The sequence below is a fragment of the Streptomyces noursei genome (assembly GCF_001646665.1).
GTDB lineage: Bacteria > Actinomycetota > Actinomycetes > Streptomycetales > Streptomycetaceae > Streptomyces > Streptomyces lavendulocolor.
The window spans coordinates 135,735-148,256 of sequence record NZ_LWBU01000017.1; the positions used below are offsets into that span (position 1 = coordinate 135,735).

Here is a 12,522-nt window from a genome sequence, read left to right on the forward strand (position 1 = left end):
GCGTCCACACCCACTCACCGGCGACGCACCCGAGGAACCACATGAACACCGTCAACGGCGGCATATCGTTCTGGTACGCCCAGGAGGGCACGCCCGCAGCGCGAGAGCCCCTCCCCGGCGACACCACGGCCGACGTCTGCATCGTCGGCGGCGGCTACACCGGCCTGTGGACGGCGTACTACCTCAAGAAGGCCGTCCCGTTCCTCAACATCATCGTCCTGGAAGGCCACTTCTGCGGCTACGGCGCTTCCGGCCGCAACGGTGGCTGGCTCTACAACGGCATCGCCGGCCGCGACCGCTACGCCAAGGCGCACGGGCACGAGGCCGCCGTACGGCTCCAGCAGGCGATGAACGCCACCGTCACCGAGGTGATCGAGACGGCCGCGGCCGAGGGCATCGACGCCGACGTCCACCGCGGCGGCGTCCTCGAGGTCGCCCGCACTCCGGCGCAGCTGGACCGCCTGAAGGCGTACCACTCCGTCGAGGTCGCCTTCGGCGAGACCGACCGCCGGCTGCTCGGCGCCCGCGAGACCGCCGAGCGCGTCCGCGTCACCGGAGCCGTCGGCTCGACGTGGACCCCGCACGGCGCCCGCATCCACCCGGTCAAGCTGGTCAAGGGCCTCGCCGCCACCGTGGAGGCCCTCGGTGTCACCATCCACGAGGGGACGCCGGTCACCGGGATCGAGCCCAAGCACGCCGTCACCCCCTACGGCACGGTCCGCGCCCCCTACGTCCTGCGCTGCACCGAGGGGTTCACCGCCGGCATCAAGGGCCACCGGCGGACCTGGCTCCCCATGAACTCCTCCATGATCGTCACCGACCCGCTCTCCCCGTCCGACTGGGACGACCTCGGCTGGACCGGCCGCGAGACCCTCGGCGACATGGCGCACGCCTACATGTACGCGCAGCGCACCGCCGACGACCGCATCGCCCTCGGCGGCCGCGGCATCCCCTACCGCTACGGATCGCGGACCGACAACGACGGCCGCACGCAGCCCGCCACCGTCGACGCGCTCCGCGAGGTCCTCATCCGCATGTTCCCCCGGCTCGCGGGCACCGGCATCGCCCACGCCTGGTCCGGTGTCCTCGGCGTCCCGCGCGACTGGTGCGCCACCGTCACCCTCGACCGCTCCACCGGCCTCGGCTGGGCCGGCGGTTACGTCGGCTCCGGCGTCGCCACGGCCAACCTCGCCGCCCGCACCCTCCGCGACCTGATCCAGCAGGACTCCGGCCAGTCGGGGCCCACCGACCTCACCACCCTGCCGTGGGTGAACCACAAGGTCCGCCCCTGGGAGCCCGAACCCCTCCGCTGGCTCGGCGTCCGCACCCTCTACGCCGCCTACCGCGCCGCCGACCGCCGCGAGGCCACCGCCCACACCCCCACCACCGACCGCGTCGCCGCCCTCGCCGACCGCGTCTCCGGCCGCCACTGACCCCGCCCGCGACGAGGGCCCCGGACGTCGTCGCCCGGGGCCCTTCGGCTCCGCTCCCGCCCGCGCGTCTCCCGCCCGCGCGTCTCCCGCCTACGCGACCTCGATGCCGAAATCACCCACCAGGGCCGCGAGACCTCCCGGGTAGCCCTTGCCGCCGAGGACGAAGTCCCAGTCGCCTCCCGCCCGGCGCCGGAAGGACCCGAGCACCAGGGCCGTCTCCCCGGCCCGGCCGTCCGACACCGTCAGCCGGTCGAGCTCCACGCCCGACGCGTCGCGCAACCGGATCCCGGCGTCCGTGAACCCCGACAGGTCCGCGTCCGGATTCACCTCCGGGTCCACGGCGGCCACCAGCACCAGGCGGTCGGCCCGTTCGGGCAGCCCGTCGAACTCCACCCGGACCGCGGCCCGGTCTCCGGAGAACGCCCGCATCATGCGCACCGAACCGTCCGGTGTCCCCGGGTTGTTGAAGAAGACGAAGTGATCGTCACTGATGACGCGCGAGCCCGTGCACACCAGCGCGCACACGTCCAGGGCCACCGACCCCGACCAGTCCATGCCCAGGACGTTGAAGTCGGCCGTGTCGTCGTCGACCGACGCGTGGGAAGCCCCCGGTCCCGGATCGGACCCCGCCGCCGTCCCCGCCCCCGTGCCCGTGGCGGTCCCCGCGCGCGCCCCCGGCCCCGCCCCCGGTCCCGTCGCCGTCGCCGTTCCCGTCGCCGAGGACGTGTTCCCGAGCCGCCCGCGCAGACCATGCCGGTGCAGCAGGTCGACCAGTTCGGGACCGGAGACCAGCGTCAGCGGCTTGCCGTTGGCGAAGGCGTACGAACCGGGCCCGAAGCCCGACGTGGTGACCAGCACCCCTTTGTTCGCGCCCGCGCCCTGCACCGTCCCGTACAGGTCACGCACCGCGCTCGGCGGAACCGTGTTCCGGTACCGCTTCACCTGGACGATGATCGACCCGCCGCTGATCGGATCCGGGTCGACGGCGTCGACGTCCACGCCACCGTCGTTCGACCGCTGCGTCGTCACCGCCTGGAGCCCCCGGGCCCGGAACAACTCGGCGACCAGCCCCTCGAACTCCACCGGGTCCATCGCCAGCAGGTCCGGCTCCTCACCACCTCCGTGCGACGCGACCCCCGACCCCACCCGGTCGGGCGAGCGAACCGGCCGCACCGCCGCGCGCTGATCGGGCCGTGCCGACAACTGCCCCCGCAGCGCGACCGTCAGGCACTCGACGGCGTCCACCAGCTCCAGGTGGAGCCCCTCGAACACCTCCCGCTCCACCGCGACCGTCGCGAGCACCACCCGCGCCGGCCGCCCCGTCGCGGGGTCCCGATCGTCCACGAACCCGTTGAGCGCCACCGACCCGAGCGCACCCGCCTCGTCCGCGACGAACACCTCGCGCAGCGCCAGCAGCACGCACTGCGCCACCACGTCCCGGTAGAGCGCACGCCGCTGCGTCACCGGCCGGGGAACCGGCTTCTCCTGATCCGTACCGACCAGGTACCGCACCCCCTTCGCCTCCGGCACCACGTCGAACCCCGGCAGCGCCCAGTCCAGCACCAGCTGCCGGGCCCCCCGGTCGTAGGCGGCCGACACCTCCCGCGGAAAACCCTCCGGCCAGGCGGACGACGCGTACAGGGCGGCCGAGAAGAACTCCACCACCGTCTCCGGCTCGCCCCGCCGCATCGCCTCGGCCAGGCCCGCGAGCCCCGCGTTGTGCTCCCGCGCCTGCCGCACCGTGTCGGCGGCCCACTCGTCGTACTGCCGCCGGTACTCCCGCAACTGTTCCGCGCGCCGGCTCTCCGCCGCCTGCGCCGCGTACCAGTCCCGCTCGTAGCGGGCCCTCGCCTCCCGCTCCGCCTGCGCCCGCCCGCTCGCCGTCCATCCGCCCTGCGCCTGGTACAGCGCCGGGTCCGGCATCGCCACCGGCCGGCCCAACGGCCCCGGCGAGAAGGGCTCCACGGACTCGTCGCGCCGCAGCGCCGACACCCGGAACGCCGGCGCACCGCACCCCGCCGCGAGCAGCCCCTCCAGCTCCGCCACCCGGGCGTCCAGCTCCTGCGTCCGCCGCAGGACGTCGGCCTCCCGGCGGCGCCGGTACTCCGCCCGCTGCTCCCGGTGCATCCGCGCCATGTCCCGCTCGTACGCCCGCTGCTCCCGCTCCGCCCGCTGCCGGTCGCGCACCACGGCCGTCCGCCGGGCCTCCGCCTGCCGCTGCTGCTGCCGCTGGGCCTCCGCCCACGCACCGATCAGCCCACCGGAACGACGACTCATCCGACGCACCCCTCCCCAGGCACACCAGCCATTCACCCTCGAACGCAAAGTGTCCCGGACCAGAACGGTCCGGGACACGGTTTTGCTGGAGCCTCCTGTCGGAATCGAACCGACGACCTCGAGATTACAAGTCACGCGCTCTAGCCAACTGAGCTAAGGAGGCAACGCCCACGTGCCGCGCACGTGAGAGGCATCACCACTCTACACAGCACCACATCCCCGGACCATGGAGTTCCCCGGCGCCACCGGGCACCGGCCGCGCTGCCGCCGGGGTGCGGCGCTCCGCCGCCGCCAGACCGCGGAATATCTTTCCGCCGCCTGCTGACAGACCGCATATCGGCAGGTAGCGTCACCCCAGGTCCGTTTGCCCGGACCAGACCACTCCCTCCCTCTACTCGGATCGTCCGGCACGTTCCTGCCGGTGAAGGGACTGCATCACCATGGCTTCTGTCACGTTCGACAAGGCGACCCGGATCTACCCCGGGGGCACCAAGCCCGCCGTCGACCAGCTGGAGATCGAGATCGCCGACGGCGAGTTCCTCGTCCTCGTCGGCCCCTCCGGCTGCGGCAAGTCCACCTCGCTGCGCATGCTCGCCGGTCTGGAGGACGTCAACGGCGGCGCCATCCGCATCGGTGACCGCGACGTCACGCACCTGCCGCCGAAGGACCGGGACATCGCCATGGTGTTCCAGAACTACGCGCTGTACCCGCACATGACCGTCGCCGACAACATGGGCTTCGCGCTCAAGATCGCCGGCGTGAACAAGGCGGAGATCCGCAAGAAGGTCGAGGAGGCGGCGAAGATCCTCGACCTGACCGAGTACCTGGACCGCAAGCCCAAGGCGCTCTCCGGCGGTCAGCGCCAGCGGGTGGCGATGGGCCGTGCCATCGTGCGCGAGCCGCAGGTGTTCCTCATGGACGAGCCGCTGTCGAACCTCGACGCCAAGCTCCGTGTCTCCACCCGTACGCAGATCGCCAGCCTCCAGCGGCGGCTCGGCATCACCACCGTCTACGTCACGCACGACCAGGTCGAGGCCCTCACCATGGGCGACCGGGTCGCGGTGCTCAAGGACGGTCTGCTGCAGCAGGTCGACACCCCGCGCAACATGTACGACCGCCCGGCGAACCTCTTCGTCGCCGGCTTCATCGGCTCCCCCGCCATGAACCTGGTCGAGGTCCCGATCACCGACGGCGGCGTGATGTTCGGCAACAGCGTGGTGCCGGTCTCCCGTACGGCGCTGTCGGCCGCGGCGGACAGGGGCGACCGCACCGTGACCGTCGGTGTCCGCCCCGAGCACTTCGACGTCGCGGGCGCCGAGAGCGACCAGGGCCTGGCCGTCTCCGTCAACGTCGTCGAGGAGCTGGGCGCCGACGGGTACGTCTACGGCTCCACCAGCGTGGGCGGCGACGCCAAGGACCTGGTGGTCCGCGTCGGCGGCCGCTCCATCCCGGAGAAGGGCTCCGTGCTGCACGTCGTGCCGCGCCCGGACGAGATCCACGTCTTCTCGACCTCGACCGGCGAGCGCCTCACCGGCTGACCTTCCGGCAACCCGCCCGCACGGCCCCGTACTTCGGTGCGGGGCCGTCGGCGTACCGTCCGGGACCGCCCTGGCCGACGGCCGGGAAGACGGTCAGGATGTCGACAAATACCCCGGCACAACAGGCAATCCGGACAGTTGTCGTCAACATGTGATTCGAAAAGGAGCATCGAACCATCCCCCGTGGGGGTGACTGCGTGTCTCCTAATCATCACTGCCCGCTACGCTCACGTCCGTGACCCACACCGCACGCCGAATCGGCCGCTCCCTCGCCCTCGTCCTGCCCGTCGTCCTGGTGCTCTCCGGAACTCTCGCGGTCACCAGTGTCCCGTGGGCCGGAGGCAGCTCCCAGACCCAGATGCTCACCGCCTCCTCCGAGAACGTCTCGGTACGGGCCAAGCCCCGCGCCCCGCAGGACGTTCTCCGCGACAAGCTCCTCGCGGAGCTCCAGGAGAAGGACCCGGGCGTCGCGCTGACGCACCTCCAGCGCACCGTGGAGGAGCGCCCGTCGCTCGCCAAGCACTGCATGTCGATCGCCCGCGCGCTCGGCAAGGCCGCCGTCCAGCACTACGGACCCGTCCGGGCGCAGACCTTCTCCCGGCCCGTGTGCGACACGTCCTACGCCGCCGGCGTCGCCCACGAGAGCTGAGCCTGTCAGCCGCACCCGGGTGCGCCTATCGTGCGCGGTATGCACACCTCTCCGACGCAGGCCGTGGTCCTGGCGGGCGGCCAGGGTTCACGACTGCGCCCATACACCGACGACCGCCCCAAGCCGATGGTCGAGATCCCGGGAACCGGGACCCCGATCATCGGCCATCAGCTTTCCTGGCTGGCCGCCGAGGGCGTGACCGACGCCGTCGTCTCCTGCGGCCACCTCGCCGAAGTCCTCCAGCGATGGCTGTCGACGGCCGAACTGCCCCTGCGGGTCACCACCGTTGTGGAGCCGGAGCCGCTGGGCCGCGGCGGCGGCCTCAAGTACGCGGCGGCGCGCCTGCCGCACCCCGACGAGCCGTGGTACGCCACGAACGGTGACATCTGGACCCGTTTCTCGCTGCGCGAGATGGCCGCGTTCCACGCCGAGCGCGACGCCACCGCGACCCTCGCCCTGGCCCGTCCCCGTATCCCCTGGGGGGCCGTCGAGACGGACACCTTCGGGCACATCACCGACTTCATCGAGTCGCCGCCGTCGCCGTTCCTCATCAACGCGGGCGTGTACGTCTTCTCCCCGGCCTTCACGGCCGCCCTGCCCGACCGCGGGGACCACGAGCGCACCACCTTCCCCCGGCTGGCCCGTGAGCGGCGCCTGGCGGGCTTCCCGCTGCCCCAGGGGGCGTACTGGAGGGCCATCGACACCGCGAAGGACCTCCAGGAGGCGGCGAAGGAGCTGGCGGCCTCCTGACGGCGCCCGAAGGACCGCTGAGTGGCCCTGAGAGGCCCTGAGAGGTCCTGAGAGGCTCCCGCGCCCGCCGGCCGGAAGGACGACGCACGGCACGCACCGCGCGGGCCGGGGGCGGGACCGACGGCAGGAGGGGCGGGCACCGTGGTCCGGTGCCCGCCCCTCCTGCGTGGGTGTGCGTCAGCCGAGCAGGCCGCCGATCGGGTTGCGGTTGCCGCCGGTGGACGAACCGCCGTCGTTCCCGCCGGAGCCGTTGCCGCCGCTCGTACCGGTGTCGTCGCCGCCGCCACCGCCGGTGCTGCCGCCGGTGCCGGAGCCGCCCGTGGAGGTGGGGCCGGCGCTGCTGGTCGGCGGGGGAACCGGCTCGGACTCCTCCGGCGCCTCCTGGCCGGTGCCCTGCGAGGCGGTCGGCCGCTCCTCCTCGATGCGCTCCTCCTCGGTGACCGTCTCGGCCGGGGAGGACGACTCCTCCTCGGCGGTCGGGCCCTCGGACGCGGACACCGACGGCTCGGGGCTCGGGGAGGACCGGCGGGCCGACGGGGTGCTCTCGCCGGGCTCCTCGGGGAGCGGCCGGCCGGGCAGGTGGTTGGTCGGGTCGTCGTTGGGTCCGGGGACGGTGACCATCTCCGTGGACCGTACGGCGCCGCCGAGGACCGAGCCGATCAGCAGGGTGAGGCCGACGACCACGGTGGCGACGACCACGCCGCGCCGCAGCACCCGGCGGCGCAGGTCCCAGAGGGCGGAGCGGGGGCCGAGGGTGCGCCAGGCCTCGCCGGCGAGGCGTCCGTCGATGGAGTAGACGGGCGCGCCGGCGATGATCAGCGGGGACCAGGCGGCGAGTTGCATGATGTCGGGCGCGTCGTAGACGGGGACGGTCTTCCAGCTGACGGTGAGGAGCAGCGCGGCGGAGAGCATCACCCCGAACACGGCGGCGACCCGCTGCCAGAGGCCCAGCACGGTGAGGACGCCGACGATGACCTGGGCGAAGGCGACGGTGAGGCCGGCGCCGACGGGGTGGGCGAGGGCGAAGTCGCGCAGCGGCTCCGCGAGGGCCCACGGGTGGAGGGAGTTGAGCCACTTCACCATGGAGCCGCGCTCGCCGCCGTCGAAGTAGACGGGGTCGCAGAGCTTGCCCATGCCGGCGTAGATGGAGATGAAGCCGAGGAACACGCGCAGCGGCAGCAGGACGACGCCGAGGTTCATCCTGCGGCCGGGGTAGTACGCGTGCCGGTGGGCCGGTCCGGTGTACGCGCCGTCCGCCGCGCGGTCGTCGTCGCGGCCGGGGCGGCGGTCGTCGCCGTCGTACGGATCGGTGGGGGAGTCGGTGTACGGGGCGGGCTGTTCGTCGTAGTCGCTCATGGCGCGGCGCATGGGCGGCAGGAGCGGGGGGGCGTCGGGGCCGCGGCGGGTGCCGACGACGGGGGTCGGCATGGTGTCGTCGAGGCGGGGGATGACCTGGGTGGCGCCGGCGTCGAGGGTGTCGACGGCCGTGGATTCGCGCACCGCCTGGAGCAGTCCGGTGGCGCCCGGGTCGCCGGGCGAGGACTTCCCGCTCCAGACGACGGGGGCGCGCCGCCGGGCCACCGCGCCGCCGGCGCCGCTCATGGCGGGCACGCGGGCGGGGCCGGCCGACCGGGGCTTGTTCGCCGGGGCGAGCTGCACACGGAAACTGGCGTGGTTCACGATGACCTGCGCGGGATCGCAATCCACCTTGACCATGCTCAGCGCAGGCTGATCGTCGAAACCGGGCCGGGGCGTTCTGGTGTCCACACTCATCTAACCGAGTGACGGTGGTTTAGGACACTGCCTTGACGGCCGGGAAATGTCCGAGACCCGTCAAGATCATGACGGGTCCCGGGGTCGTGCGGGGTCAGGCGCGGCGGCGGGCCGCCTCGTACAGCACCACACCGGCGGCGACACCGGCGTTGAGGGACTCGGCGCCGCCCGGCATGGGGATGCGGACGAGGTGGTCGCACGTCTCGCCCACGAGGCGGGACAGGCCCTTGCCCTCGCTGCCGACGACGATGACGACCGGGCCGCCGAGGGCCTCCAGCTCGCCGACCTCCATGTCACCGTCGGCGGCGAGGCCGACGACCGTGATGCCGGCCTTCTGGTACGCCTCCAGGGCGCGGGTGAGGTTGGTGGCGCGGGCGACCGGGGTACGGGCGGCGGTGCCCGCGGCGGTCTTCCAGGCACCGGCGGTCATCCCGGCGGCGCGCCGCTCGGGCACGACCACGCCGTGGCCGCCGAAGGCGGAGACGGAGCGGACGACGGCGCCGAGGTTGCGCGGGTCGGTGACGCCGTCGAGGGCGACGATCAGCGGGTCCTCGCCGTTGTCGAAGGCGACCGCGGCCAGGTCCTCGGGGTGGGCGTACTCGTAGGGCGGGACCTGGAGGACGAGGCCCTGGTGGTTCAGGCCGTTGGTCATCCGGTCGAGCTCGGGCCGCGGGGCCTCCATGAGGTTGATGCCGCCGCGGTCGGCCGCGAGCTTGAGCGCGTCGCGCACCCGCTCGTCGTTGTCGATGAACTGCTGGACGTAGAGCGTCGTCGCCGGGACGCCGTCGCGCAGCGCCTCGAAGACGGGGTTGCGGCCGACGACCATCTCGGAGAGGCCCTTGCCGCCGCGCCGGGCGACCTGGCGGCGGTGCGCCTGCTTGGCCTTGGCGTTGGCGGCCCGGTTCTTCACATGGCCCTTGCGGGCGGACGCGGGCGGCGTGGGGCCCTTGCCTTCCAGGCCCCGGCGCCGCTGGCCACCGCTGCCGACCGTCGCGCCCTTCTTGTTGGACGTGCGGCGGTTCCTGCGCTGGCTGTTCCCGGCCATGACTTACCTGCTCTGTCGATGCGTGTCGTACGTACGTGTATATGAAGTGTGCCAGCGCGGGGCTCAGCGCGCGCCGAGCGTCCAGCGCGGCCCGTCGGGGCCGTCCTCGATGACCAGTCCGGACTGGCCCAGCTGGTCGCGGATGGCGTCGGCCGTGCTCCAGTCCTTGCGCGCCCGGGCGGCCTCGCGCTGGTCCAGGACCATGCGTACGAGGCTGTCGACGACGCCGTGGAGGTCCTCGCCGCGGTCGGTCTCGCCGGCCCAGTGCGGGTCGAGCGGGTCCAGGCCGAGGACGCCGAGCATGGCGCGGACCTCGGCGAGGCGCGCGACGGCGGCTTCCTTGTCGTCGGCGGCGAGCGCGCTGTTGCCCTGCCGGACGGTGGTGTGGACGATCGCGAGCGCCTGCGGGACGCCCAGGTCGTCGTCCATCGCCTCGGCGAAGGCGAGCGGGACCTCGGCGGCCGGCTCGACGGGCCCGGCCTTCTCGACGACGCGCTGGACGAAGCCCTCGATGCGGGCGAAGGCCGACTCGGCCTCGCGCAGGGCCTCCTCGCTGTACTCGATCATCGACCGGTAGTGCGGGGTGCCCAGGTAGTAGCGCAGGACGATGGGGCGCCACTGCTTGACCATCTCGGAGACCAGCACCGAGTTGCCGAGCGACTTGGACATCTTCTCGCCGCTCATGGTGACCCAGGCGTTGTGCACCCAGTAGCGGGCGAACTCGTCGCCGTACGCCTTGGCCTGGGCGATCTCGTTCTCGTGGTGCGGGAAGACGAGGTCGAGGCCGCCGCCGTGGATGTCGAAGGCGGAGCCGAGGTACTTGTGCGCCATGGCCGAGCACTCCAGGTGCCAGCCGGGGCGGCCGCGGCCCCACGGCGTCTCCCAGTCGGGCTCGCCGGGCTTGGTGGCCTTCCACATGGCGAAGTCGCGCGGGTCGCGCTTGCCGGCGACGCCCTCGTCGGGCTGCCGCAGGTCGTCGATGTCCTGGTTGGACAGCGACAGGTAGGCGGGGAAGGAGCGGACGTCGAAGTAGACGCTGCCGTCGGCGACGTAGGCGTGGCCGCGCTCGATGAGGCCGCGCATCATCTCGATCATCTCGGGGACGTGCCCCGTGGCGCGCGGCTCGTAGGTGGGCGGGAGGCAGCCGAGGGCCCGGTAGCCGTCGTTGAACGCGCGCTCGTTCTCGTACCCGATCGACCACCAGGGGCGGTCCTGGTCGGCGGACTTGGCGATGATCTTGTCGTCGATGTCCGTGACGTTGCGGACGAACGTCACGTCGTAGCCCCGGTGGGAGAACCAGCGGCGCATGATGTCGAAGTTGAGCCCCGACCGGATGTGGCCGATGTGCGGGGCCGCCTGCACGGTGGCACCACACAGGTAGATCGAGACACAACCCGGTGTGAGCGGGACGAAGTCACGGACCTGCCGGGCGCTGGTGTCGTACAGACGAATAGTCACCACTCCAGGGTAGTGGGCCGGTGCCGGTGCCCCGTCCCCCAGGTGCTCGCGGGGTCCCGCCGGGCGGGGCGCGACGGCGGGACGTACCGGGCCGCCCGCGCGGTCCGGCGCGGCCGGGCGGGGCGCCCCGGGCGGCTGCTCAGACGTGCCGGACGAGCAGGGCGGTGGCGACGGCCGCGAGGCCCTCGGCGCGGCCGGTCAGCCCGAGGCCGTCCGTGGTGGTGCCGGACACCGACACGGGGGCGCCCGCGGCCGTGCTCAGCGCCTTCTGGGCCTCGTCGCGCCGCTTGCCGATCTTCGGGCGCACGCCGATGACCTGGACGGCGATGTTGCCGATCTCGAAGCCCTCGGCGCGGACGATCCGGGCGGCCTCGGCGAGCAGGGTCACCCCGGAGGCGCCCGACCACTCGGGGCGCGAGGTGCCGAAGTGGGCCCCGAGGTCGCCGATGCCGGCGGCGGAGAACAGCGCGTCGCAGGCGGCGTGGGCGGCCACGTCGCCGTCGGAGTGGCCCGCGAGCCCGTACTCCTCGCCCTCCCAGAGAAGGCCGGCGCACCACAGCTCACGGCCGCGTTCGAAGGCGTGGACGTCGGTGCCGATGCCGACGCTGGGCAGGCTAGAAGCCATCGTTGGCCCTCCTCCGGGCGAGCACGGCCTCGGCGAGCACGAGGTCGAGGGGGCGGGTCACCTTGAACGCCTCCTCGTGGCCGGGCACGACGACGACCGGTTCGCCGAGCTGCTCGACCATGCTCGCGTCGTCGGTCACGTTGTCGGTGACGGTGGCGTGGGCGCGGACGAGGGTGTCGCGGGCGAAGCCCTGCGGGGTCTGCACGGCGCGGAGGGCGGCGCGGTCGGGTGTGGCGAGGACCCGCTCGGGCTCGCCCTTCCCGCGCGGCTCGACCTGCTTGACGGTGTCGGCGAGCGGTACGGCGGGCACGACGGCGACGGCGCCGTCGCGGACGGCCTCGATGACCGCGTCGACGGTGTCGACGGGCACGAGCGGGCGGGCCGCGTCGTGGACCAGGACGGTGGTGATGCCGTCGGGCAGCGCGTCCAGGCCGAGGCGGACGGACGCCTGGCGGGTCTCGCCGCCGGGCACGACCAGGTAGTCGGTCCTCTCGGGCAGCGCGTGCGTGTCGAGCAGGTTCTTGACCTCGGGCGCGCCGTCGGGCGGGGCGACGACCACGACGAGGGACACCGCGCGGGAGGCCGCCATGGCGCGGACCGCGTGGATCAGCATGGGCGTGCCGCTGAGGGCACGGAGCGCCTTGGGGGCGCCCGGGCCGAGCCGTACACCGCGGCCGGCCGCGGGGATCACCGCGGCGGTGCGGGCGGGGGGGCTTGCGTCTGACATCGGTTGCACTCCGGCAGGTTTGTCGACTCGGCCGACGTGGGTATGGCCTCTGCGGGGCGGTGCGACGCCTCGTCCGGGACCCTTTCCGTGACCCCGGGCGAAACGGGCGCCATCCGCCCGGCAGGAAGCACGTGCGGGCTGTGGCCGGGCTTGGAGCTGGACATGCCGCAGCGCCCGGCGACATTGCTGCTTGTCACAGCATGTCAGCGGGCACCGCGGCATCGCTTCACATCAGCTGCGCGTCACG

Annotated in this window: 10 protein-coding genes and 1 tRNA gene; 4 read left to right on the top strand and 7 right to left on the bottom strand. The window is 73.2% G+C overall.

Annotation, left to right across the window (positions count from 1 at the left end):
• The first annotated feature begins 41 nt into the window (after window positions 1-41).
• Window positions 42-1,433: an NAD(P)/FAD-dependent oxidoreductase gene (locus A4V12_RS02770; RefSeq protein ID WP_064067546.1), complete on the top strand. Its 1,392-nt coding sequence runs from the start codon at window positions 42-44 to the stop codon at window positions 1,431-1,433.
• 90 nt (window positions 1,434-1,523) lie between these two features.
• On the opposite strand, the gene A4V12_RS02775 is transcribed toward A4V12_RS02770, so the two are convergent.
• Together A4V12_RS02775 and A4V12_RS02780 are read right to left on the bottom strand one after the other, a co-directional pair.
• Window positions 1,524-3,710: a restriction endonuclease gene (locus A4V12_RS02775; RefSeq protein WP_064067547.1), complete on the bottom strand. Its 2,187-nt coding sequence runs from the start codon at window positions 3,708-3,710 to the stop codon at window positions 1,524-1,526.
• A gap of 86 nt (window positions 3,711-3,796) precedes the next feature.
• Window positions 3,797-3,873: transfer RNA gene (locus A4V12_RS02780), tRNA-Thr, on the bottom strand.
• 277 nt (window positions 3,874-4,150) lie between these two features.
• Between A4V12_RS02780 and A4V12_RS02785 the strand changes: the two genes are divergently transcribed.
• The 3 genes from A4V12_RS02785 to A4V12_RS02795 all read left to right on the top strand — a co-directional run bounded on the left by A4V12_RS02785 (window position 4,151) and on the right by A4V12_RS02795 (window position 6,647).
• On the top strand, window positions 4,151-5,248 hold the full coding sequence (locus A4V12_RS02785; RefSeq protein WP_064067548.1) for an ABC transporter ATP-binding protein: 1,098 nt from the start codon (window positions 4,151-4,153) through the stop codon (window positions 5,246-5,248).
• A 235-nt stretch (window positions 5,249-5,483) separates the two neighbouring features.
• The gene (locus tag A4V12_RS02790; protein WP_064067549.1) at window positions 5,484-5,897 is read left to right on the top strand and encodes a hypothetical protein; all 414 of its coding nucleotides are present in this window, start codon (window positions 5,484-5,486) and stop codon (window positions 5,895-5,897) included.
• 39 nt (window positions 5,898-5,936) lie between these two features.
• On the top strand, window positions 5,937-6,647 hold the full coding sequence (locus A4V12_RS02795) for a nucleotidyltransferase family protein (protein ID WP_064067550.1): 711 nt from the start codon (window positions 5,937-5,939) through the stop codon (window positions 6,645-6,647).
• Window positions 6,648-6,824: 177 nt separating this feature from the next.
• Here A4V12_RS02795 and A4V12_RS02800 read toward each other — a convergent pair whose 3' ends face one another.
• The 5 genes from A4V12_RS02800 to ispD form a co-directional block, all read right to left on the bottom strand.
• On the bottom strand, window positions 6,825-8,420 hold the full coding sequence (locus tag A4V12_RS02800) for a DoxX family membrane protein (RefSeq protein WP_079136761.1): 1,596 nt from the start codon (window positions 8,418-8,420) through the stop codon (window positions 6,825-6,827).
• Window positions 8,421-8,514: 94 nt separating this feature from the next.
• Complete coding sequence (rlmB, locus tag A4V12_RS02805) at window positions 8,515-9,465, bottom strand: 23S rRNA (guanosine(2251)-2'-O)-methyltransferase RlmB (RefSeq protein WP_064067552.1); 951 nt, start codon at window positions 9,463-9,465, stop codon at window positions 8,515-8,517.
• 63 nt (window positions 9,466-9,528) lie between these two features.
• Window positions 9,529-10,923 carry a cysteine--tRNA ligase gene (gene cysS / locus A4V12_RS02810; RefSeq protein WP_064067553.1) on the bottom strand — a complete coding sequence of 465 codons (1,395 nt, stop codon included), beginning with the start codon at window positions 10,921-10,923 and terminating at the stop codon, window positions 9,529-9,531.
• 139 nt (window positions 10,924-11,062) lie between these two features.
• Window positions 11,063-11,548, bottom strand: coding sequence for a 2-C-methyl-D-erythritol 2,4-cyclodiphosphate synthase (ispF, locus tag A4V12_RS02815; RefSeq protein ID WP_064067554.1), 486 nt, complete (start codon window positions 11,546-11,548; stop codon window positions 11,063-11,065).
• The gene (ispD, locus tag A4V12_RS02820) at window positions 11,538-12,275 is read right to left on the bottom strand and encodes a 2-C-methyl-D-erythritol 4-phosphate cytidylyltransferase (RefSeq protein ID WP_064067555.1); all 738 of its coding nucleotides are present in this window, start codon (window positions 12,273-12,275) and stop codon (window positions 11,538-11,540) included. The genes ispF and ispD overlap by 11 nt, the downstream gene beginning before the upstream one ends.
• Window positions 12,276-12,522: the final 247 nt, after the last annotated feature.